This is a genomic window from Streptomyces seoulensis (assembly GCF_004328625.1).
Classification (GTDB): domain Bacteria; phylum Actinomycetota; class Actinomycetes; order Streptomycetales; family Streptomycetaceae; genus Streptomyces; species Streptomyces seoulensis.
The window spans coordinates 2,566,303-2,586,862 of sequence record NZ_CP032229.1 but is presented as its reverse complement, the minus strand read 5'-3'; the positions used below and the strand labels follow the sequence as shown (position 1 = coordinate 2,586,862).

Genomic DNA, 20,560 nt, shown 5'->3' with positions numbered 1-20,560 from the left:
CTACAGTCCCATTGCGCCAGTGTTCACTGGCGGAGTCCGAGGATGCGTGGAGGCGTCGGGATGGCCGAGCACGAGCATGTACGGGTGGCGGTGATCGGGTCCGGCTTCGGCGGGCTGGGGGCCGCCGTGCGGCTGCGCCGGGAGGGGATCACCGACTTCGTCGTCCTGGAGCGGGCCGGCGGCGTCGGCGGGACCTGGCGGGACAACAGCTATCCGGGCTGCGCCTGCGACGTGCCGTCGCACCTGTACTCCTTCTCCTTCGCCCCCAACCCCGACTGGCCGCGCACCTTCTCCGGCCAGGAGCACATCCGGGCCTACCTGGAGCGCGTCGCGGACGACTTCGACCTCCGCCCGCATCTGCGCTTCGACTCCGAGGTCAAGCTGATGACCTGGGACGAGGACGAGCTGCGCTGGCACATCGAGACCGCGAGCGGCTCGCTCACCGCCGACGTGGTGGTCTCCGCCACCGGCCCGCTGTCCGACCCGAAGATCCCCGCGATCCCGGGCCTGGACTCGTTCCCCGGCCGGGTGTTCCACTCCGCCCGCTGGGACCACGACTACGACCTGCGCGGTAAGCGCGTCGCCATGGTCGGCACCGGCGCCTCGGCGATCCAGATCGTCCCCTCGATCCAGCCCGAGGTCGACCGGCTCACCGTCTTCCAGCGCACCCCGCCCTGGGTGATGCCCCGCATGGACCGGGCCATCGGCACCGCCGAGCGCAAGCTGCACCAGGCGCTGCCCTTCACCGCACGGCTGCGGCGCGGGCTGCTCTGGGGCATCAGGGAACTCCAGGTGCAGGCGTTCACCAAGCGCCCCGACGAACTCGGCCTGGTCGAGCGGCTGGCCAAGCGCAACATGGCCCGCGCCATCAAGGACCCGGCCCTGCGCGCCAAGCTGACCCCGGACTACCGCATCGGCTGCAAGCGCATCCTGCTGTCCAGCGCGTACTACCCGGCGCTCGCCCAGCCCAACGTGGACGTGGTCGCCAGCGGGGTCACCGAGATCCGGGGCTCCACCGTGGTCGCCGCCGACGGCACCGAGACCGAGGTCGACGCGATCGTCTTCGGTACCGGCTTCCACGTCACCGACATGCCCATCGCCGAGCGCGTGATCGGCGTCGGGGGCGTCACGCTCGCCGAGGCGTGGAAGGGCGGGATGGAGGCGCTGCGCGGCGGTTCGGCGGCCGGGTTCCCGAACTGGCTGAGCGTGATCGGGCCCAACACCGGCCTGGGCAACTCCTCGATGATCCTGATGATCGAGTCCCAGCTCAACTACCTGGCCGACTACATGCGCCAGCTCGACACCCTCGGCGGCCGCACCGCGCTGGACGCCCGCCCCGCCGCCGTCGGCCGCTGGAACCGGCGCGTGCAGGAGCGGATGAAGCGCACCGTCTGGAACACCGGCGGCTGCACGAGCTGGTACCTGGACGCCGGCGGCCGCAACACCACCGTCTGGCCCGGCACCACCACCGAGTTCCGCCAGGCCACCCGCCGGGTGGACCTCACCGAGTACGAGGTGCTGCGCAAGCCCGCCACGAAGCCGGCCGCCGTCCCGAGCGAGGCCACCGCATGAGCCGCACCCTGGAGGTCACCTCCACCAACGGCGCCCGCCTGCACGTGGAGGTGCACGGCTCCGAGGACGCGCCCGCGGTCGTCCTCTCCCACGGCTGGACCTGCTCCACCGCCTTCTGGGCCGCGCAGATCGCGGACCTCGCCCGCGACCACCGGGTCATCGCCTACGACCAGCGCGGCCACGGCCTGAGCCCGTACAGCCCGGTGTGCTCCACCGACGCGCTCGCGGACGACCTCGAAGCGGTGCTCGCGGCGACCCTCGCGCCCGGTGAACGCACCCTGGTCGTCGGCCACTCCATGGGCGGCATGACGATCATGTCCGCCTCGGGCCGCCCCCGCTTCCAGGAGCACGCTGCCGCGGCCCTGCTGTGCAGCACCGGCAGCGGACGGCTGACCGCCGAGGCGCGGGTGGTGCCGCTGCCCGCCGGACGCGTCCGCACCTGGCTCACCGGACGCGTCCTCGGCTCGTCCCTGCCGCTCGGCCCGGTCACACCGCTCGCGAAGAAGATCCTCAAGTACGCGACCATGGGCCCCGGTTCGGCCCCGCGTCTGGTCGACGCCTGCGCCCGGATCGTGCACGCCTGCCCGCGCGCCGCCCGGCACGCCTGGGGCGGGGTGCTGGACCGGCTCGATCTCGACCACGGCGTAAGGAAGTTGACCGTGCCCACCGTCGTGCTGCACGGCACCGCCGACCGGCTCACCCCCTCGTCGCACGCCCGCGCGCTGGTGGCCGAGCTGCCCAACTGCGCGGGACTGACCGAGCTGTTCGGCATCGGGCACATGTCCCCGATGGAGGCGCCGAATGCGGTGAACGGCCGCATACGGGAACTCGTCACCACGTACGTCACGGGGTCCGTCCCCGTCCGCCTGGAGGAGGGCGCATGAGCAAGGTCGGTCTCGAAGGACAGGTGGCCGTCGTCACCGGTGCGGCACGCGGCGTCGGCGAGCTGCTCGCCCGCAAACTCTCCGCGCGCGGCGCCAGGGTGGCCCTCGTCGGCCTGGAGGAGGACGAGCTGAAGGCCGTCTCCGAGCGGCTGTACGGCGAGAGCGCGTACTGGTACGCCGACGTCACCGACCACGAGGCGATGGGCCGGGTCGCCGCCGAGGTGAAGGAGCGGTTCGGCAAGGTCGACATCGTGGTGGCCAACGCCGGTGTGGCGACCGGGGGTCCGTTCGCCGACTCCGACCCGGTGGCCTGGCGGCGGGTGATCGAGGTCAACCTCATCGGCTCGGCCGTCACCGCCCGCGCCTTCCTGCCGGTGCTCACCGAGAGCCGCGGCTACCTGCTCCAGATCGCCTCCCTCGCCGCGATGACCCCGGCGCCGATGATGACGGCGTACTGCGCCTCCAAGTCCGGCGTGGAGGCGTACGCGCACAGCCTGCGCGGCGAAGTCGGCTATCTGGGCGTGCGGGTGGGCGTCGCCTACCTGTCCTGGACCGACACCGACATGGTGCGCGGCGCCGACCAGGACGACGTGATGCGGGAGTTGAGGCAGCGGCTGCCCTGGCCGTCGAACAAGACCTACCCGCTCGGTCCGGCCGTCGACCGGCTGGTGGACGGCATCGAGCGCCGGTCGCCCCACGTGTACGGACAGTGGTGGCTGCGCGGGATGCAGGGCATGCGCGGCTACCTCCCGGCGCTCATCGGCACCGTCGGCCAGCGGGAGATGCGCAGGTACGCGGACCGGCTGACCGGGATGCGGTCGGGGCTGGTCGGCGCGGGCGGCGCGGCCGACGAGGCGGCTCGGGCTACGCAGCGTAACTGATCGACATGCGGAGGGTGTTCACCCGTGTGAATCTGGTCGAGGCTCCACCGGGGCCGCAACCGTTCTCACCAGGGATGTGAACCCACATGGGTATGAAGGACCAGTTCCAGGAGAAGTCCCGCAAGATGCAGGAGCAGGCCAAGGAGAAGGCCGGCCAGGCCCGCGAGAAGGCCGGTCAGCGCGGCCCGCAGGGGCGTGACCACCAGGAGCGCGCCGGCCAGCCCCAGCGTGACCGCGCCGAGGCCGGCATGCGGGACGTCGAGGACCGCTTCGACCCGGACCACACCGCCTGACGCGGCAGGTCCGGCGAAAGCCACGCGGCGGGGCGCCCGGCACGTCCGGGCGCCCCGCCCCGGCGCGTGACTAGGTACCGCTCAGCACGACGAGCCGCTGGGTGGCGCGGGTCATCGCCACGTACCGGTCCACCGCGCCCTCGATGCCGTCGCCGAGGGCGTCCGGGTCCACCAGTACGACGAGGTCGAACTCCAGCCCCTTGGCCAGCTCCGGGGTGAGCGAGCGGACGCGGGGGCGCTCCTTGAACTCGGGATCGCCGATGACACAGGCGGTCCCTTCCTCGTTCCCGGCCAGCCAGTCGTGCAGCACCGCGTCCAGGTCGGAGACCGTCCCGTAGGTGACGGGGATGCCGCCCGCGCGGACCGAGACCGGCACGTTGGCGTCCGGGAGGGCGGCGCGGATCACCGGCTCCGCCTCCGCCATCACCTCTTCCGGGGTGCGGTAGTTGATGCTCAGCGAGGCCACCTCCACCCGGCCGAGGCCGGCCCGCGCGAGCCGCTCCCGCCAGGACTCGGTGAAGCCGTGCCGGGCCTGGGCCCGGTCGCCCACGATGGTGAAGCTGCGGGACGGGCAGCGCAGGAGCAGCATCTGCCACTCGGCGTCGGTCAGCTCCTGGGCCTCGTCCACCACGATGTGCGCGAACGGCCCGGCCAGCGCGTCCGCCTCGATGGCGGGCAGCGCGCCCTCGTCGACCAGGCTGTCCTTGAGGTCCTGTCCGTGCAGCATGGTCACCGCGCCCTCGCCGTCCGGGTCGGCGGCGAGCACGCTGTCGATGACGGCGGACATCCGCTCCCGCTCGACGGCGACCGTGGCGGCCTGGCGGCGCTTCTTCCGCGAGACCTCCGGGTCCCCGAGCCGCTGCCGGGCCGCGTCCAGCAGCGGCAGGTCGGACACCGTCCACGCCTGCGGGTCGGCGCGGCGCAGCAGGCGCACCTCGTCGGGGGAGAGCCAGGGGGCGCACATCCGCAGGTAGGCCGGGACCGTCCACAGGTCGCCCACCAGATCGGCCGCCTCCAGCAGCGGCCAGGCGCGGCGGAGGGTGCCGGTCAGCTCGCCGTCGGCGGCCAGGGCCCGGCGGAAGAGGGTGGGCGGGACCTCCTTGTCGAGCTGGTCGCGGAGGATCGTGACGAGCGCCTCCCAGATCAGGTCGCGGGCCTCGTTGTGCGGGACGCCCGCCTCCGCCGCCTCGAACGCCTCGGCCCAGTCGGCGGCGCTCAGGTGCAGCTCGCCCCACGGGGTGCTGACGGTCAGGGGGTCGGTGGGCGGGGTCTCGTAGAAGCGGACCGCCTTCTCGATGCCCTTCACCAGCTCCGCCGAGGACTTCAGCCGGGCCACCTCGGGGTCGCTCTCGACGCCCGCCGTGGCGCCCTCGGCGACCAGATCCCGCACGGTGCAGGTCTGCACCCCCTCCTCGCCCAGGCTCGGCAGCACGTCGGCGACGTAGTTGAGGTAGGGCTGGTGCGGGCCGACGAAGAGGACGCCGCCCCGGCGGTGTCCGAGGCGCGGGTCGGAGTGCAGCAGGTAGGCGGAGCGGTGCAGGGCGACGACGGTCTTGCCGGTGCCGGGGCCGCCGTCCACCACGAGGGCGCCGCGCGAGGAGGCGCGGATGATCGCGTCCTGGTCGGCCTGGATGGTGGCGAGCACGTCCCGCATCCGCTCCGAGCGGTTGGTGCCCAGGGTGGCGATGAAGGCGGACTGGTCGTCCAGCGCCGCGTGGTGCTCCAGGCCGTCGGCGGTGAACACCTCGTCCCAGTAGTCGGTGATCCGGCCACGCGTCCAGCGGTAGCGGCGGCGGCTCGCCAGGCCCATCGGGTGGGCGTGGGTGGCGGCGAAGAAGGGTTCGGCGGCCGGGGAGCGCCAGTCGATCAGCAGCCGGCGGCCGGTGCTGTCGGTGAGGCCGAGGCGGCCGATGTAGACCGGCTCCGCGTCCTCGCCGTCACCGTCGTGCACGATGCGGCCGAGACACAGGTCGAGGCCGAAGCGGCGCAGGGCGCGCAGCCGGGCGGTCAGCCGGTGGATCTCCAGGTCCCGCTCCAGCACCTCACGGCCGACCCCGCCGGGCGCCCGGCGCAGCGCGTCCAGGCTCGCGGACAGCTCGGCGACGGTCTGCTCCAGGCTCTCGGCGATCTCCGCGAAGTGCCGCTTGTCGGCGCCGATCAGTGCCGGGTCGGCCTTGGCGGCGAGCCGGTCGGGGAGGTCGAACGCGCGGGACTCCGGCGCGGGTTCACGCTCGGACAGCAGCGCACACATGTAGTGGATCACTCATTTCCGCAGGTTCTGGGCTCGGCGAGCGATTCTGCGGCATGAGGGGGGCCTTGCCGCAAGGCCCCCCTTGCGCTATACGTTGTTCACGGCGGGAGGACCCGCCTTTTTTCATGCCCCCTCCTCACGCGGCGGCAGCTTGGGCCGTGAGCGGTCCGGTACGTCGCTGTAGTCGGGCGGCACCGCGACCGGGGTCGTCTCCAGCATCTCCAGCGCCAGCCGCACGGCGTCGTCGAGCTGGGCGTAGCGCCCCTCGGCCCAGTCCAGCGGGGTGCGCAGCGCCTCCAGGTCGGGCGTGACGCCCCGGTTCTCCACGGACCAGCCGTACTCGTCGAACCAGGCCGCGTTCATCGGCACCGTGATCACCGTGCCGTCCCCGAGCCGGTGCCGGCCGGTGATGCCGACGACCCCGCCCCAGGTGCGCTGCCCGACCACGGGTCCGAGCCCGAGCAGCTTGAACGCCGCGGTGATCATGTCACCGTCGGAGGAGGTCGCCTCGTCCGCCAGCGCCACCACCGGCCCGCGCGGCGCGTTGGAGGCGTAGGACACCGCCTCCGCGTCACGGGTCAGGTCCCAGCCGAGGATGGTCCGGGTCAGCTTCTCTATCACCAGCTCGCTGATGTGCCCGCCCGCGTTGCCGCGCACGTCCACGATCAGCGCGGGCCGGGACACCTCCAGGCGCAGATCGCGGTTGAACTGCGCCCAGCCGGAGCCGCCCAGGTCGGGGATGTGCAGATAGCCGCACTGCCCGCCGCTCAACTCCCTCACCACCTCGCGGCGTTTGGCCACCCAGTCCTGGTAGCGCAGCGAGCGGTCGTCGAGCAGCGGGACCACGGCCACCCGGCGGGCGGGGCCCGGCTCGCCCGGGGGCGGGGTGAAGGTGAGGTCGACGGTGGTGCCGCCGGACCCCGCGAGCAGCGGGTACGGCCCGGTCACCGGGTCCACCGGGCGCCCGTTGACATGGGTCAGCACGGAGCCCTCGCGGATGCCGGTACCGGCCAGCGGGGAGCGGGCGCGGGAGTCGGAGGAGTCGCCGTCGAGGATGCGGGCGATCATCCAAGCCCCGTCCCGGCAGACGAAGTTGGCCCCGAGGAGGCCCTGCCGGCGCTGGTAGTGCGGCGGCCCCTCGTTGCGCCGGGCCGGGGTGACGTAGGCGTGCGACGTGCCCAGTTCGCCGAGGACTTCACGCATCAGGTCGGCGAACTCGTCGGGGGAGGTGACCCGTTCGACCAGCGGGCGGTACTGCTCCAGGATGGCGGGCCAATCGATCCCGCACATGCCGGGGTCCCAGAAGTAGTCCCGGATGAGCCTGCCGCCCTCGGCGTAGGCGCCGCGCCACTCGGCGGCCGGGTCCACCTCGTGCAGGATGCGCCGCAGGTCGATCCAGACCGTGCTGTCGCTGTCGCCGGGCTCGGTGGCGGGCACCGCGCGCAGCTCGCCCTCGTCCACCACGACCAGCCGGGTGCCGTCGCCGCTCACCTCGAACCAGTCGAGGTGGCCGACCAGTTCGGACTTCTTCGCCTTGCTGAGGTTGAAGTGCTCCAGCGTGGGCCGGCCGCTGATGTCGGCCGGGTTGACGAAGGTCTCGCCCAGCGCGCCGGAGATCGGCCAGCGCAGCCAGACCAGGCCGCCGCCGGCGACCGGACGCAGCGCCGAGTACTTGGACGACATCACCGGGAACGGCGTGACCCGGTTCTCCAGCCCCTCCACCTCCACCGTCACCGTGCCGCTCTCGCCGGACCCCGCCTCCAGCGGATCGAGCCCGCCCGCCGCCGGACGGCCCTCGGGGTTGAGGGCGAACGGGGAGGGCGTGGCCGAGTTCAGCGGCACGAGGTAGGGACGGCAGCCGAGCGGGAAGGACAGGTCGCCGGTGTGCACGTCGTACACCGGGTCGAAGCCGCGCCAGGAGAGGAAGGCGAGGTAGCGGCCGTCGCTGGTGAAGACCGGGTTCTCGTCCTCGAAGCGGCCGTTGGTGACGTCCACGATCAGCCGGTCCTTGATCCGGGCCAGCTTGATCTTGCGCAGCGAGCGGCCGATGCCGGGGTGTGACCAGGTGAGCCAGGCGCCGTCGGGGGAGAAGGCCAGGTCGCGGACGGGGCCGTTGTCGGAGCGGATCAGCTCGGTGACGGTGCCGGGCTGCCTGCCCTCGGTGCTCGCTGTGCCTTCTTCGTCCTCCGCGACATCGATCAGCAGCAGGCGACCGTCGTGCGAGGCGACCGCCAGCCGTTCGCCCTCCGGGTCGGAGACCATCTCCAGCACCCGGCCGAGGCGGCCCTCGCCGAGCAGCCGGGGCTCGCGGCCGCCGGTGGCGCGGGGCAGCTGGGCGATGGCGATCGCGTCGTCGCCCTCGGCGTCGGTGACGTAGGCGAGCTGGCCGGTCGAGCCCAGCATCTCCGGCAGGCGCACCCGGACGCCGGGGGTGTCGGCGATGGTGCGGGCCGGGCCGTCGCGGTGGGTGAGCCAGTACAGGCTGCCCCGGACGGTGACCGCGCTGGCCCGGCCGGTCTCGTCCACGGAGAGGCCGTCGACGTTGTGCGCGGCGGGCACCTGGTACGGGCGGCGGCCGGGGGCGGCGCCGCCCAGGTCGATGTCCAGCCTGCGCGGGGTGCCGGTGGGGGAGAGGTCGTCCACGATCCAGATGTCACCGGCGCACTGGTAGACCACCCGCTCGCCGTCGGTCGCGGCGTGCCGGGCGTAGAAGGCGTCGTGGTCGGTGTGCCGGCGCAGGTCGGTGCCGTCGGGGGCGACGGAGTACAGGTTGCCGATGCCCTCGTGGTCGGAGAGGAAGGCGATACGCCCGGCGACGAACATCGGGGAGGAGAGCTGGCCGTCGATGTCCTCCAGCAGCCGCCGGCCCTGGAGCCACAGCCGTCCCATCGCGCCGCCCCGGTACCGCTTCCAGGACGCGGGCTCGTGCGGGGGCGTGCCGGTCAGGAGGAGGGTCTGGTGCTCGCCCGCCGTGTCCGCGACCTGGATGTCACCGACCGGGCCCCAGGGCAGGCGGCCGCCGGGGCTGCCGTCGGTGCCGATCTTGTGGGCCCAGGTGAAGTAGGAGAAGGGCTGGCCGTGCGAGGCGACGGCCAGGATGTCGCTCCTGCCGTGCTGGTCGGGGGGCGTCCAGCCGCACACCTGGGTGTCGGCGCTGCCCCAGTACGTCAGCTGCCGCGCCGGGCCGCCGGCCACGTCCACCAGGTGGATCTCGGGCACCAGGCTGCGCCAGCTGGTGAAGGCGATCTGCTTGCCGTCGGGCGAGAAACGGGGGTGTCCGGCCTTGGTGCGGTCCGCCGTGAGCCGCCAGGGGCGGCCCGGTTCGTCCAGCGGTGCCAGCCAGAGGTCGTCCTCGGCCACGAAGCACAGCAGATCGTCACTGATGTGGGGAAGCCGCAGATAGCTCACCCATCCATGCTTTTCCGGCACGAGAGGCGCAGCAACTCGTGCGGCCCCGCGCCCCGTGACGCAGGACACGCCCCGGGGCCGTACGAAACGGTTTCGTTTCGTACAAGGCCGGGGTACCTTCATCCTGTACGGAGTCCCGTACAGCGTCGTCTTGATCAGCGGGAGAGGGTGAGGCGGATGACCGGCGCCGCCACCGCGCGCCGCAGCAGGCTCACGCCCGAGCGCGCCGCCGAGCTGTACGAGGCGGTCCTCGACCTGCTCCGCGAGGTCGGCTACGACGCCCTCACCATGGACGCCGTCGCCGCCCGCACCCGCTCCAGCAAGGCCACGCTCTACCGCCAGTGGGGCGGCAAGGCCGAACTGGTCGCCCGCGCGATCCGGCACAGCAAGCCCGGCCGGATCGCCGACGTGGACACCGGCTCGCTGCGCGGGGACTTCCTCGCGGTCGTGCACCACGAGGACGACTGCGCCATGGAGCAGAACAGTGCCCTGATGCGGGGCCTGGCCATGGCCGTCCACAACAACCCCGACCTTCTCGCCGCCTTCCGGGAACAGCTCATCGAGCCCGAGATGGCCGCCCTGCGCGGGATGGTGGGCCGGGCCGTGGACCGGGGCGAAGTGGCCCCGGACAACCCGGCGCTGCCGTTCGTGGTGCACATGATGATCGGCGCGTTCGCCACCCGGGCGCTCATCGACGAGCAGCCGCCCACGCAGGAATTCCTGCGCTCCTACATCGACGCCGTGGTCCTCCCCGCCCTCGGCGTCCCCACCAGCTGACCGACCCCTCCCCGCAAGCCCACCACCTGACGTCTCCGCTCACGTCGCCGGGCTGACCACCCCTGCCCAGATGCCCGACCCGACCTGACCGGGAGTACGCCCTCGTGGCCACGTACCTGTACAAACTCGGCCGATTCGCCTTCCGGCGACGGCACTTCGTCGCCCTGCTGTGGGTCGCGCTGCTCACCCTCGCCGGGGTGGGCGCCGCCTCCGCGCCGCCCGCCGGCAACTCGTCCTTCTCCATACCGGGCACCGAGGCGCAGCGCGCCTTCGACCTGCTGGAGCAGCGCTTCCCCGGCATGAGCGCCGACGGCGCCACCGCCCGCGTCGTCTTCAAGGCGCCCGAGGGCCAGAAGATGACCGACGCCGCCAACAAGGCGGCCGTGGAGAAGACGGTCAAGGAGCTGGGCTCCGGCTCCGAGGTCGCCTCCGTCGCCGACCCGTACACCGGCAAGGCGGTCAGCCGGGACGGCACGATCGCCTACGCCTCGGTGAAGTACAAGGTCTCCGGGATGGAGCTGGAGGACTCCTCCCGTGACGCCCTCAAGGAGAGCGCCGGGCACGCGCGGGACGCCGGGCTGAGGGTCGAGATCGGCGGTGACGCGCTCACCACCGCGCCGGAGACCGGCTCCAGCGAGGTCATCGGCATCGCCATCGCGGCCGTCGTCCTCGTCATCACCTTCGGCTCGCTCATCGCGGCCGGGCTGCCGCTGCTCACCGCGATCATCGGCGTCGGCATCGGCGTCTCCGCGATCACCGCGCTGGCCACCCCGCTGGACCTCGGCTCCACCACCTCCACGCTGGCCACGATGATCGGCCTCGCGGTCGGCATCGACTACGCCCTCTTCATCGTCTCCCGCTATCGCGCCGAGCTGGCCGAGGGCCGCGACCGCGAGGAGGCGGCGGGCCGCGCCGTGGGTACGGCGGGCTCGGCGGTGGTCTTCGCGGGCCTCACCGTCGTCATCGCGCTGGTCGGGCTCTCCGTGGTCAACATCCCGATGCTGACCAAGATGGGCGTGGCCGCCGCGGGTACGGTCGCCATCGCGGTGCTGATCGCGCTCACCATGATCCCGGCGCTGCTCGGGTACGCGGGCCGTACGGTCAAGCCGGCCGGCGAGAAGAGCAAGCTGCTCGGCGGGGGACGCGCGGCGAAGAAGGCCGGCCGTCCCAACATGGGCACCCGGTGGGCGAGCTTCGTGGTCCGGCGCCCGGTGACCGTGCTGCTGCTCGGTGTGGTCGGCCTCGGTGCCGCCGCCGTCCCGGCCGCCTCGCTCGAACTGGGGCTGCCCGACGACGGCTCCCAGCCCGTCTCCACCACCCAGCGCCGCGCCTACGACCTGCTCTCCGACGGCTTCGGCCCCGGCTTCAACGGCCCGCTGATGGTCGTCGTCGACGCCAAGGGCAGCGCCGACAAGAAGGCCGCGTTCGCCAAGGTCGGCGACGAGATCAAGGGCCTGAAGGACGTCGTCACGGTCACCCCGCCGGCGCCCAACAAGGCGGGCGACACCGCGATCATCACCGTCGTACCGAAGTCCCAGCCGTCCTCGGCCACCACCGAGGACCTGGTGCACGCGATCCGGGGCAAGAGCGCCTCGATCGCCTCCGCGACGGACGCGAAGCTGCTGGTCACGGGCGCCACGGCGATGAACATCGACGTGTCGCAGAAGCTGAACGACGCGCTGCTGCCCTACCTCGCGCTGGTCGTCGGCCTCGCCTTCCTGCTGCTGATCGTGGTGTTCCGCTCGATCCTGGTGCCGCTGAAGGCGGCCCTCGGCTTCCTGCTCAGCGTGCTGGCCGCCCTCGGCGCGGTCGTCGCGGTCTTCCAGTGGGGCTGGCTGTCCGGCCTGATGAACGTCGAGCAGACCGGGCCGGTCATGTCGATGATGCCGATCTTCATGGTCGGCGTGGTCTTCGGACTCGCCATGGACTACGAGGTGTTCCTGGTGACCCGGATGCGTGAGGCGTACGTCCACGGGGAGAACCCCGGCCAGGCGGTCGTCACCGGCTTCCGCTACAGCGCCCGCGTCGTCACCGCCGCCGCCGTCATCATGATCGCCGTCTTCTCCGGCTTCATCGGTTCCAGCGAGGCGATGATCAAGATGATCGGCTTCGGCCTGGCCATCGCCGTCTTCTTCGACGCCTTCATCGTCCGCATGGCCATCGTCCCGGCCGTCCTGGCCCTCCTCGGCCGCCGCGCCTGGTGGCTCCCGGCCTGGCTGGACCGCGCCCTGCCCAACGTCGACGTCGAGGGCGAGGGCCTCCGTGCGGAGTCCGACCCGGACGGGGAGCGGGAGCTGGTCCGCGCCTGACGGTGTGCTGTGACGGACGGCCGGTGGGGCGCTTGCCTCACCGGCCGTCCGTCGTCAGGCCGTCTTCTCCAGCGTCTCGAACACGTCCGCCACCGTCTCCCGGTGCCAGAGAGGCAGGTCGGGCCATTCGGCCGGCTCTGCGGGCTCGGGCTCGCCGGGGAAGTGGCGGCGGACCCCCGCGATCCAGGCTTCCCGGAACAGCCGAGCGCCCTCGGTCCCATTCATGCTCCGCAGCCCAGGGGTGTTCCGCGCCCCGGGTCGGTGACTCCGTGCAACTGGCCGGGTTTGTTCGGGTGATGACGGCCGCGTGACCCCGGTCAAACCTCGTGTACAGGCCACACAGTGATCGGTTAGCGTGCCGGGTATGACGACGACTGGTCCTGACCGGTGACGCCGCTCGTCACCGCCGCTGTCCTGCTGGCCGCCTTCACCCACGCCGGGTGGAACGCCATCGCCCACCGGATCAGCGACAAGCTGACCGGGTTCACGTTGATCGCCGGGGGCGGTCTGGTCGTCGGGCTGGTGATGGCGCTGTTCGCGCCCTGGCCGGCCGGGCCCGCGTGGCCGTATCTGCTCACCTCCGCCGGGGTGCATGTGGCGTACTACGCGCTGCTCATGACCTCCTTCCGGCTCGGGGACTTCGGGCAGGCGTACCCGATCGCACGCGGTACCGCGCCGCTGGTGGTGACCGTGCTGGCGGCCCTGTTCGCGCACGAGGTGCCCGGCGGGTGGGCGGCGGCCGGGGTCGCCGTGTCCTGCGTGGGGCTGACCGGGGTGAGCCTGTGGGGGCTGCGCGGGCGGCGGCCGGACTGGAAGGCCATCGGCGCCGCCGTCGCCACCGGGCTCACCATCGCCGTGTACACCGTCCTCGACGGCATCGGCGTACGGCACGCGGACACCCCGCTCGGCTACATCGCCTGGCTGATGGCCGCCCAGGGGATCTTCATCCCCGCGTACATGTACTACCGGGTGCGCGGCGACATGGTCCGCAAACTCAAGCCCTACGCCACCCTCGGCCTCCTCGGCGCGGTCCTCTCCGTCGCCGCCTACGCCCTCGTCCTCTGGGCCCAGACCCGCGCCCCCCTCGCCCCCGTCGCCGCCCTCCGCGAATCCTCGATCATCGTCGGCGCCGCCATCGGCGCCCTCTTCTTCAAGGAACGCTTCGGCGCTCCACGCATCGCGGCAGCGGGCCTGCTGGTGGTGGGGATCGGGCTGATGCTGCACGCGGGGTGAGGCTGTCGGCCGTCTGTCGGGGCTGTCGGGGTCGTATCGGTCCGGTGTCGGGGTGGGTTGGGACGTTGGGGTGGTCGTCGGGTGGTTGCCCGGCGGGAGTCTTTTGCGAGGAGAGACCATGTCCGCTCATGTCACGATCATCGGTGCGGGGCTCGGGGGGCTGACGTTGGCCCGGGTGCTGCAGGTGCGCGGGATCGCGTCGACCGTGTACGAGGCGGAGGCGTCGGCGGGGGCGCGTACGCAGGGCGGGATGCTCGACATCCATGACTACAACGGGCAACTGGCCGTCAAGGCGGCCGACTTGACGGACGAGTTCGAGGGCATCGTGCTGGAGGGCCGGCAGGCGATGCGGTTCTTCCACCGGGACGGCTCGCTGCTGTTCGACAAGGCCGACGACGGCACCGGCGGCCGCCCCGAGGTGCAGCGCGGTGAGCTGCGGCAGATCCTGCTGGACGCGCTGCCCGAGGGCACCGTCCGCTGGGGGCACAAGGTCAGCGGCACCCGGACCCTGGCCGACGGGCGCCACGAGGTGACCTTCGCGAACGGCACCTCCACCACGGCCGGCCTCCTCGTCGGCGCGGACGGCGCCTGGTCGCGGGTGCGGCCGCTGCTCTCCGGCGCGGTGCCGGAGTACGCGGGGGAGGCGTTCGTCGAGACCTACCTCTTCGACGTCGAGTCCCGGCACCCGGCGGTCGCCGAGATGGTCGGCGGCGGGATGTTCGGCGCGGTCGACCCGGACGGGGACGGCCGCTGGATCGGGGCGCACCGCGAGAAGGGCGAGACCGTCCACGCCTACGTCACGCTCGCCCGGCCCCTGGACTGGTTCGCCGGCATCGACTTCACCGACCTCGCCGCGTCGACCACCCGGATCGCGGCCGAGTTCGCGGACTGGGCACCGGAGTTCGCCACCCTCGTCACGGGGTCCGACACCGCCCCGCTGCTGCGCCCCCACTACACGCTGCCCATCGGACACCGCTGGGACCGGGTGCCCGGCGTGACCCTGGTCGGCGACGCCGCCCACCTCTCCGTGCCCAACGGCGAGGGCGCCAACCTCGCCATGCTGGACGCCGCCGAACTCGGCGAGGCGCTCGCCGCGCACCCCGGCGACACGGAGGCCGCGCTGGCCGCGTACGAGCGGGGGCTGTTCCCGCGCAGCGCCGACGCGGCCGCCGAGGCCCACCACAAGCCCACGTCGGCGGAACTGATCGAATTCTTCACCCAGGACGCACAGGCCCGCTGAGTCACGGCGGGGTGGGCCGGGTCTGCGGGCAGGATGGGGGTGAGGGGCATGATCGGCGCCCCTCGTGGGACCCCGTCCCCTCGAGAATCCCGTGAGAAGGAGAGCCACCGTATGACCGCCACCGACCGGCCGACCGTCGCCGTGCTGGGCACCGGCATCATGGGCGCCGCCATGGCCCGCAACCTCGCCGCCGCCGGGCTGCCCGTACGCGCCTGGAACCGCACCCGCGCCAAGGCGGAGCCGCTCGCGGAGGACGGCGTCCGGGTCACCGGCACGGCCGCCGAGGCGGTCGACGGCGCGGACGTGGTGCTGACCATGCTGTACGACGGGGACACCGTGCTGGAGGTGATGCGCGAGGCGGCGCCCGCGCTGCGGCCCGGCACGCTGTGGGTGCAGAGCACCACCGCCGGTACCGAACTCACCGGCCGCCTCGCCGCGTTCGCCCGCGAGCACGGGCTGGAGTTCTACGACGCGCCCGTGCTCGGCACCCGTAAGCCCGCCGAGGACGGTCAGCTCACCGTGCTGGCCGCCGGGCCCGAGCCGGGGCGCGCCGCCCTCGCGCCGGTCTTCGACGCGGTCGGCTCCCGCACGGTGTGGACCGGCGAGGACGGGGCCGAGGGCAGTGCGAGCCGGCTCAAGCTGGTCGCCAACAACTGGGTGCTCGCGGTCACCGCGGCCACCGGGGAGGTGCTGGCCCTCGCCCAGGCGCTCGGCGTCGACCCGCGCTCGTTCTTCGACCTCATCGAGGGCGGCCCGCTGGACATGGGCTACCTGCGCGCCAAGTCCGCCCTGGTCCTGGAGGGCAAGCTCACCCCGGCCTCGTTCGCCGTCGCCACCGCCGAGAAGGACGCCCGCCTCATCACCGCCGCCGCCGACCGGGGCGGCGTCCGCCTCGACCTCGCCGAAGCCACCGCCGAGCGCTTCGCCCGCGCGACCGCCCAGGGCCACGGGGACGAGGACATGGCGGCGGCCTACTTCGCCAGCTTCGAGGAGAAGTCGGCCGACTGATCGGTGGCGGCCCGACGTGAACTTCGCCGGAGGCGGGCGCACCCTGGAAACAGGGGCACGGTGGCTTTCGGAGGTGGTCGGGATGATGCACAACACCGTGGGTTGGCACATCGAGCTGGAGTTCGAGGAGGACGACCAGCACACGCGCGCGGTGGCGCTGGTACGGCTGCCGGACGGCAGTGAGATACGGGCGCACGGGCATGCCACCCGGCACCGGGTCGACTCCAACCAGCCGAGGGTCGGCGAGGAGATCGCCGGCGCCCGCGCCCTGAACGAACTCGCCATGCGCCTGCTGGCCAAGGCCCACGAGGAGATCGACGCGGACTCGGGCCGCGTCTCGCACGCGATCCACGTGTGAGCGGGGTCAGCCCAGCGAACTCCGTACCGCCCGCACCAGCGCCTGGGCCCTCGGGTCTGCCGCCACCCCGCTGCGGAAGCCGTTGGTGACATAACCGAAGGAGATGCCGGAGGCGGGGTCGGCGAAAGCGAGGGCGCCGCCCCGGCCGGGGTGGCCGAAGGCGGTGGGGGAGAGGAGGGGGGAGGCCGGACCATGCAGCATGTAGCCGAGGCCGAAGCGCGTGCCGACCACGAGGACCCGGTCGGGGCCCGCGGAGGCTTCGGTGCGGGCAAGTTCCATCGTCTCAGGGGTGAACAGCCGTGTGCCGCCGTCCACTTCGCAGATGAGGGACGCGTACACGCGGGCCAGTCCGTCTGCCGTGGCGATGCCGTTGGAGGCGGGGAGGGCGGCCGCGCGGTAGCCGGGCGCGTTCTCGTCCGGCAGCGGGGTGATCGCGGCGAAGGCGCGCCGGGTCAGGGAGTCGGGGTCGGCGTAGGCGTCCGCCACGGCACGCTTGGGCCGTACCTTCAGCGCGCCGGTCGCCTCGGGCGCCGGGAGCGGGCCCACGCGGCCCACGCGGCCCACCCGCGCCTGCTCCGAGTCGGGCAGCCCCAGCCATACGTCCGCCCCGGCCGGCGCCGCGATCTCGGAGGCGATGAACTCGCCGACCGGGCGCCCGGTGACCCGGCGGACCAGCTCACCGGTGAGCCAGCTGTACGTCTGCGCGTGGTATCCGTGGTCCGTGCCCGGCTCCCACACCGGCGCCTGCGCGGCGACGGCGGCGGCGCCGAGGTCGGGGTCGGCGGCCTCCTCGGGGGTCAGCGGCCGGTCCAGCACCGGCACGCCCGCCCGGTGGGCGAGCAGGTCCCGTACGAGGGTGCGCTCCTTGCCCGCCGCCTTGAACTCGGGCCAGTACGTGCCCACCGGGGCGTCCAGGTCCAGCAGACCCCGCTGGTGCAGCAGCAGGAGCGCGGCGGCGGCGACCCCCTTGGTCGCGGAGCGCACGATCTGCGCGGTGCCGCGCTCCCAGGGGGCCGAGCCGTCGACGTCACGGGTGCCCGCCCACAGGTCGGCGACCCGGTGCCCGTCCCGGTACACGGCCACGGCCGCGCCCCGCTCACCGAGCCGGGCGAAGTTCGCCGCGAACGCCTCCGCCACCGGCTCGAAGCCCTCGGCCACCGTGCCGTTCACCCGTACATCCACGCCGTATCCCTTTCCTCGCCCGCACTCACGAGTGAAACACGGCCGTACGGCCTTGGATTCCGCGGGCCGGAACTCCCTACGCGTCCAGCGCCACCGTGCGCGGATCGAACCCGAACGGCAGCTCCAGCCGGTGCGCCCGCATCAGCGCGTCGTCGGAGAGCAGCTTGCCGGTGGGGCCGTCGGCCGCGATCACCCCGTCACTGAGGATCAGCGCACGCGGGCACAGTTCGAGCGCGTACGGCAGGTCGTGCGTGACCATCAGCACCGTGACGTCCAACGACCGCAGGATGTCGGCCAGTTCGCGCCGGGAGGCCGGGTCGAGGTTGGAGGACGGCTCGTCCAGGACGAGGATCTCCGGCCGCATCGCCAGTACCGTCGCCACCGCGACCCGGCGCCGCTGCCCGAAGGAGAGATGGTGCGGGGGCCGGTCGGCGAACTCCGCCATCCCGACCTGCTCCAGCGCGGTCCGCACCCGCTCCTCCAGTTCGGCCCCCTTCAGCCCGGCCGCCGCCGGTCCGAACGCCACGTCCTCGCGCACGGTCGGCATGAAGAGCTGGTCGTCGGGGTCCTGGAAGACGATGCCGACCTTCTGCCGGATCTCGGCCATGTGCCGCTTGCCGACCGGGAGTCCGGCCACGGTGACCGTGCCGGTGCCGCCGGACAGGATGCCGTTGAGATGCAGCACGAGCGTGGTCTTGCCCGCGCCGTTCGGCCCGAGCAGCGCGACCCGTTCACCGCGCGGGACGGTGAAGTCGACGCCGAACAGGGCCTGGTGGCCGTCGGGGTAGGCGAAGGCGAGGCCGGAGACCTCCAGCGACAGCGATGCGGTACTCACAGGAACCATCCCAGCAGACAGACGACGAGGGCGGAGCAGGGCAGGGCCAGCGCGCGCAGCCACTGGTCACGCGTGGCGGTGACCTCGTCGATGACCGGCATCGACCCGGCGTAGCCCCGGCTCACCATGGCCAGATGCACCCGCTCGCCCCGCTCGTAGGAGCGGATGAACAGCGCGCCCGCCGACTTGGCGAGCACCCCCCAGTGCCGTACCCCCCGCGCCTCGAAGCCGCGCGACTCGCGGGCGATCCGCATCCGGCGCATCTCGTCGGTGATGACGTCGCCGTAGCGGATCATGAAGGAGGCGATCTGCACCAGCAGCGGCGGCAGCTTCAGCCGCTGGAGCCCGAGCAGCAGTTCGCGCAGGTCGGTGGTGGCGGCGAGCAGCACCGAGGCGGCGACGCCCAGGGTGCCCTTGGCCAGCACGTTCCAGGCGCCCCACAGGCCGTTGACGCTCAGCGAGAGGCCGAGGACATGCACCCGCTCGCCCTCCGCGACGAACGGCATGAGCACCGCGAACGCGACGAACGGCACCTCGATCAGCAGCCGCTTCAGCAGGAAACCGGCGGGCACCCGGGCCCGGTACGCGACACAGGCCAGCAGCAGCGCGTACACCCCGAACGCCCACATCGCCTCGCGCGGGGTGGAGACCACCACCACGACGAAGGCGAAGACGGCCGCCAGCTTGGTGTGCGGGGGGAGCCGGTGCACGGCGGAGTGCCCGTGCCGGTACAGCTTGTGAGCGTGGCCCGCGCCCATCTCAGACGCTCGTGTTCGTGTGCGCCGGGGAGACGTCGTGGTCGCGGCGGCGGCGCACCGTCCAGAAGACCGCGCTGCCCGCGACGGCGGTGACGCCGACGCCGATCACGCCCGCCAGACCCCCGGAGAGCCGGGCGTTCGCCACGTCCTTGACGCCGTAGTCGGCCAGCGGGGAGTCCGAGGAGTGGTGCGGCTGGGTCCTCTTGTCGATGCCCTTGTCGTGGGCGACCTTCTCCAGACCGTCCGGGTTGGCGGAGGCGTAGAAGCTGACGAACCCGGCGAGGACCAGGGAGGTCACCAGGCCGGTGATCCACAGGGTGCGCCGGGAGGTGCGGGCGGCGGCCGGGGCCGGGGCGGCGTCGGGGGCGTCGACCAGTTCGCCGTTCACCCGCAGCCGGAGCTTCTGCCGCAGCCCGCGCGCGCCGTACACGAGGTCGGGGCGGACCGCGACGACGGCGGCGACGGTGAGCGAGGTGATCACGGCCTCGCCGATGCCGATGAGCACGTGGACACCGATCATCGCGGTGGCCACCTTGGCGATGGACACGTCCGTGGTGCCGCCGATCGCGTAGATCAGCGTGAAGACGACGGCCGCCGCCGGTACGGAGAGCAGGGCCGCGACGAAGGAGGCGGCGGTGATCGAGCGCCGCGAGCGCGGCAGCATCGCGAGCAGGCCCTTGAAGACGGCGTACGCGACCACGGTCGTGACGATCGCCATGTCCGTGATGTTCACGCCGAGCGCGGTCAGCCCGCCGTCCGCGAACAGCACGCCCTGCATGAGCAGCACGACCGACACGCACAGCACGGCCGTGTAGGGGCCGACGAGTATCGCCGCCAGCGCTCCGCCCAGCAGATGGCCGCTTGTTCCGGCCGCCACGGGGAAGTTGAGCATCTGTACGGCGAAGATGAACGCGGCGACCAGGCCGGCCAGCGGCGCGGTGCGCTCGTCCAGTTCGCGGCGGGCGCCGCGGAGGCTCACCGCGAGGGCGCCCGCGGCGACCACCCCGGTGACAGCGGAGGTGGGGGCGTCGATGAATCCGTCAGGTACATGCACCGTTCAATTTTAAGCGCTTGTTGCGAATGCCTTGCAAGAGCGAGGTGGTCTCGACTGCCTTCCCTGACTCCCGCCCCCGGTTCTCCTGGGGCGCAAATCATAAAATATGCGACATTAGAGATGAAACGGCTGTGCGGCCTTCGTGGCGGTCACTGAACGTGAGAGGGCGATCCGATGTCCGTAGTCGAGCAGTACACACGCGCCCACATCGTCACCGACGCGGAGGACGACCCCGACGCCGTACGCGTGGTGCTCCGCTACGACCCCGACGCCGACCCCCTCTCCGTCCAGGTCGGGCTGCCCGGCCCCGCCGAGTGGACCTTCTCCCGGTCCCTGCTGGAGGACGGCCTGCGGGCCCCCGCCGAGAGCGGGGACGTACGGGTCTGGCCGTGCGGGCGCGTGCAGGCGGTCCTGGAGTTCCACTCCCCGGAAGGGGTGGACGTGGTCCAGTTCGACGTGAAGTCGCTGACCCGGTTCCTGCTGCGCACCTACACGGCCGAGCCGGTACGGAACTGAA

18 protein-coding genes are annotated in these 20,560 nt (G+C 72.6%); 11 read left to right on the top strand and 7 right to left on the bottom strand.

Features of this window, described 5'->3' with window-relative positions; all coding sequences use genetic code 11:
- The first annotated feature begins 60 nt into the window (after positions 1–60).
- From D0Z67_RS11945 to D0Z67_RS11930, 4 genes are all read left to right on the top strand, one after another.
- Positions 61–1,572 carry a flavin-containing monooxygenase gene (locus D0Z67_RS11945; protein WP_031184218.1) on the top strand — a complete coding sequence of 504 codons (1,512 nt, stop codon included), beginning with the start codon at positions 61–63 and terminating at the stop codon, positions 1,570–1,572.
- Positions 1,569–2,456: an alpha/beta fold hydrolase gene (locus D0Z67_RS11940; RefSeq protein WP_051888229.1), complete on the top strand. Its 888-nt coding sequence runs from the start codon at positions 1,569–1,571 to the stop codon at positions 2,454–2,456. The genes D0Z67_RS11945 and D0Z67_RS11940 overlap by 4 nt, the downstream gene beginning before the upstream one ends.
- Positions 2,453–3,337, top strand: coding sequence for an SDR family oxidoreductase (locus D0Z67_RS11935; RefSeq protein ID WP_031184220.1), 885 nt, complete (start codon positions 2,453–2,455; stop codon positions 3,335–3,337). The genes D0Z67_RS11940 and D0Z67_RS11935 overlap by 4 nt, the downstream gene beginning before the upstream one ends.
- An 86-nt stretch (positions 3,338–3,423) precedes the next feature.
- Positions 3,424–3,630: a hypothetical protein gene (locus D0Z67_RS11930; RefSeq protein ID WP_031184221.1), complete on the top strand. Its 207-nt coding sequence runs from the start codon at positions 3,424–3,426 to the stop codon at positions 3,628–3,630.
- A 70-nt stretch (positions 3,631–3,700) separates the two neighbouring features.
- On the opposite strand, the gene helR is transcribed toward D0Z67_RS11930, so the two are convergent.
- A complete protein-coding gene (helR, locus tag D0Z67_RS11925) occupies positions 3,701–5,881 on the bottom strand; it encodes an RNA polymerase recycling motor ATPase HelR (protein WP_051888231.1) in 2,181 nt (726 codons plus the stop codon).
- A gap of 123 nt (positions 5,882–6,004) precedes the next feature.
- Entirely contained in the window at positions 6,005–9,289 is a 3,285-nt protein-coding gene (locus D0Z67_RS11920; RefSeq protein WP_031184223.1) for a S41 family peptidase, read from the bottom strand.
- A 177-nt stretch (positions 9,290–9,466) separates the two neighbouring features.
- Here D0Z67_RS11920 and D0Z67_RS11915 point away from each other — a divergent pair, with 177 nt between their 5' ends.
- Positions 9,467–10,066: a TetR/AcrR family transcriptional regulator gene (locus tag D0Z67_RS11915; RefSeq protein WP_031184224.1), complete on the top strand. Its 600-nt coding sequence runs from the start codon at positions 9,467–9,469 to the stop codon at positions 10,064–10,066.
- A 104-nt stretch (positions 10,067–10,170) separates the two neighbouring features.
- Positions 10,171–12,375, top strand: a complete 2,205-nt coding sequence (locus D0Z67_RS11910; RefSeq protein WP_031184225.1) for an MMPL family transporter — start codon at positions 10,171–10,173, stop codon at positions 12,373–12,375.
- Positions 12,376–12,429: 54 nt separating this feature from the next.
- Here D0Z67_RS11910 and D0Z67_RS29645 read toward each other — a convergent pair whose 3' ends face one another.
- The gene (locus tag D0Z67_RS29645; protein ID WP_165507344.1) at positions 12,430–12,600 is read right to left on the bottom strand and encodes a hypothetical protein; all 171 of its coding nucleotides are present in this window, start codon (positions 12,598–12,600) and stop codon (positions 12,430–12,432) included.
- A gap of 162 nt (positions 12,601–12,762) precedes the next feature.
- Here D0Z67_RS29645 and D0Z67_RS11905 point away from each other — a divergent pair, with 162 nt between their 5' ends.
- The 4 genes from D0Z67_RS11905 to D0Z67_RS11890 all read left to right on the top strand — a co-directional run bounded on the left by D0Z67_RS11905 (position 12,763) and on the right by D0Z67_RS11890 (position 16,214).
- Entirely contained in the window at positions 12,763–13,608 is an 846-nt protein-coding gene (locus tag D0Z67_RS11905; protein ID WP_031184226.1) for an EamA family transporter, read from the top strand.
- 118 nt (positions 13,609–13,726) lie between these two features.
- A complete protein-coding gene (locus tag D0Z67_RS11900) occupies positions 13,727–14,848 on the top strand; it encodes an FAD-dependent oxidoreductase (RefSeq protein WP_031184227.1) in 1,122 nt (373 codons plus the stop codon).
- Between the two features lie 48 nt (positions 14,849–14,896).
- Positions 14,897–15,856, top strand: a complete 960-nt coding sequence (locus D0Z67_RS11895; protein ID WP_267974122.1) for an NAD(P)-dependent oxidoreductase — start codon at positions 14,897–14,899, stop codon at positions 15,854–15,856.
- A gap of 82 nt (positions 15,857–15,938) precedes the next feature.
- On the top strand, positions 15,939–16,214 hold the full coding sequence (locus tag D0Z67_RS11890; protein ID WP_031184229.1) for a DUF1876 domain-containing protein: 276 nt from the start codon (positions 15,939–15,941) through the stop codon (positions 16,212–16,214).
- A 6-nt stretch (positions 16,215–16,220) separates the two neighbouring features.
- Here D0Z67_RS11890 and D0Z67_RS11885 read toward each other — a convergent pair whose 3' ends face one another.
- The 4 genes from D0Z67_RS11885 to D0Z67_RS11870 form a co-directional block, all read right to left on the bottom strand.
- Positions 16,221–17,396: a serine hydrolase domain-containing protein gene (locus D0Z67_RS11885; protein WP_031184230.1), complete on the bottom strand. Its 1,176-nt coding sequence runs from the start codon at positions 17,394–17,396 to the stop codon at positions 16,221–16,223.
- A 76-nt stretch (positions 17,397–17,472) separates the two neighbouring features.
- Complete coding sequence (locus D0Z67_RS11880; protein ID WP_031184231.1) at positions 17,473–18,240, bottom strand: energy-coupling factor ABC transporter ATP-binding protein; 768 nt, start codon at positions 18,238–18,240, stop codon at positions 17,473–17,475.
- Complete coding sequence (gene cbiQ / locus D0Z67_RS11875; RefSeq protein WP_031184232.1) at positions 18,228–18,989, bottom strand: cobalt ECF transporter T component CbiQ; 762 nt, start codon at positions 18,987–18,989, stop codon at positions 18,228–18,230. Before cbiQ ends, D0Z67_RS11880 begins: the two co-directional genes overlap by 13 nt.
- 1 nt (position 18,990) lies before the next feature.
- On the bottom strand, positions 18,991–20,043 hold the full coding sequence (locus D0Z67_RS11870; RefSeq protein WP_031184233.1) for an energy-coupling factor ABC transporter permease: 1,053 nt from the start codon (positions 20,041–20,043) through the stop codon (positions 18,991–18,993).
- A 174-nt stretch (positions 20,044–20,217) separates the two neighbouring features.
- On the opposite strand from D0Z67_RS11870, the gene D0Z67_RS11865 reads away from it, so the two are divergent.
- On the top strand, positions 20,218–20,559 hold the full coding sequence (locus tag D0Z67_RS11865; RefSeq protein ID WP_031184234.1) for an SsgA family sporulation/cell division regulator: 342 nt from the start codon (positions 20,218–20,220) through the stop codon (positions 20,557–20,559).
- Position 20,560 lies beyond the last annotated feature (1 nt).

What these genes read in the sequence shown, in the direction of transcription:
- D0Z67_RS11915 (WP_031184224.1), top strand. Translation starts at nt 9,467, where the DNA reads ATGACCGGCGCCGCCACCGCGCGCCGCAGCAGGCTCACGCCCGAGCGC.
- helR (WP_051888231.1), bottom strand. Translation starts at nt 5,881, where the DNA reads ATGTGTGCGCTGCTGTCCGAGCGTGAACCCGCGCCGGAGTCCCGCGCG.
- D0Z67_RS11865 (WP_031184234.1), top strand. Translation starts at nt 20,218, where the DNA reads ATGTCCGTAGTCGAGCAGTACACACGCGCCCACATCGTCACCGACGCG.
- cbiQ (WP_031184232.1), bottom strand. Translation starts at nt 18,989, where the DNA reads ATGGGCGCGGGCCACGCTCACAAGCTGTACCGGCACGGGCACTCCGCC.
- D0Z67_RS11930 (WP_031184221.1), top strand. Translation starts at nt 3,424, where the DNA reads ATGGGTATGAAGGACCAGTTCCAGGAGAAGTCCCGCAAGATGCAGGAG.
- D0Z67_RS29645 (WP_165507344.1), bottom strand. Translation starts at nt 12,600, where the DNA reads ATGAATGGGACCGAGGGCGCTCGGCTGTTCCGGGAAGCCTGGATCGCG.
- D0Z67_RS11940 (WP_051888229.1), top strand. Translation starts at nt 1,569, where the DNA reads ATGAGCCGCACCCTGGAGGTCACCTCCACCAACGGCGCCCGCCTGCAC.
- D0Z67_RS11935 (WP_031184220.1), top strand. Translation starts at nt 2,453, where the DNA reads ATGAGCAAGGTCGGTCTCGAAGGACAGGTGGCCGTCGTCACCGGTGCG.
- D0Z67_RS11945 (WP_031184218.1), top strand. Translation starts at nt 61, where the DNA reads ATGGCCGAGCACGAGCATGTACGGGTGGCGGTGATCGGGTCCGGCTTC.
- D0Z67_RS11895 (WP_267974122.1), top strand. Translation starts at nt 14,897, where the DNA reads ATGATCGGCGCCCCTCGTGGGACCCCGTCCCCTCGAGAATCCCGTGAG.
- D0Z67_RS11900 (WP_031184227.1), top strand. Translation starts at nt 13,727, where the DNA reads ATGTCCGCTCATGTCACGATCATCGGTGCGGGGCTCGGGGGGCTGACG.
- D0Z67_RS11880 (WP_031184231.1), bottom strand. Translation starts at nt 18,240, where the DNA reads ATGGTTCCTGTGAGTACCGCATCGCTGTCGCTGGAGGTCTCCGGCCTC.
- D0Z67_RS11890 (WP_031184229.1), top strand. Translation starts at nt 15,939, where the DNA reads ATGATGCACAACACCGTGGGTTGGCACATCGAGCTGGAGTTCGAGGAG.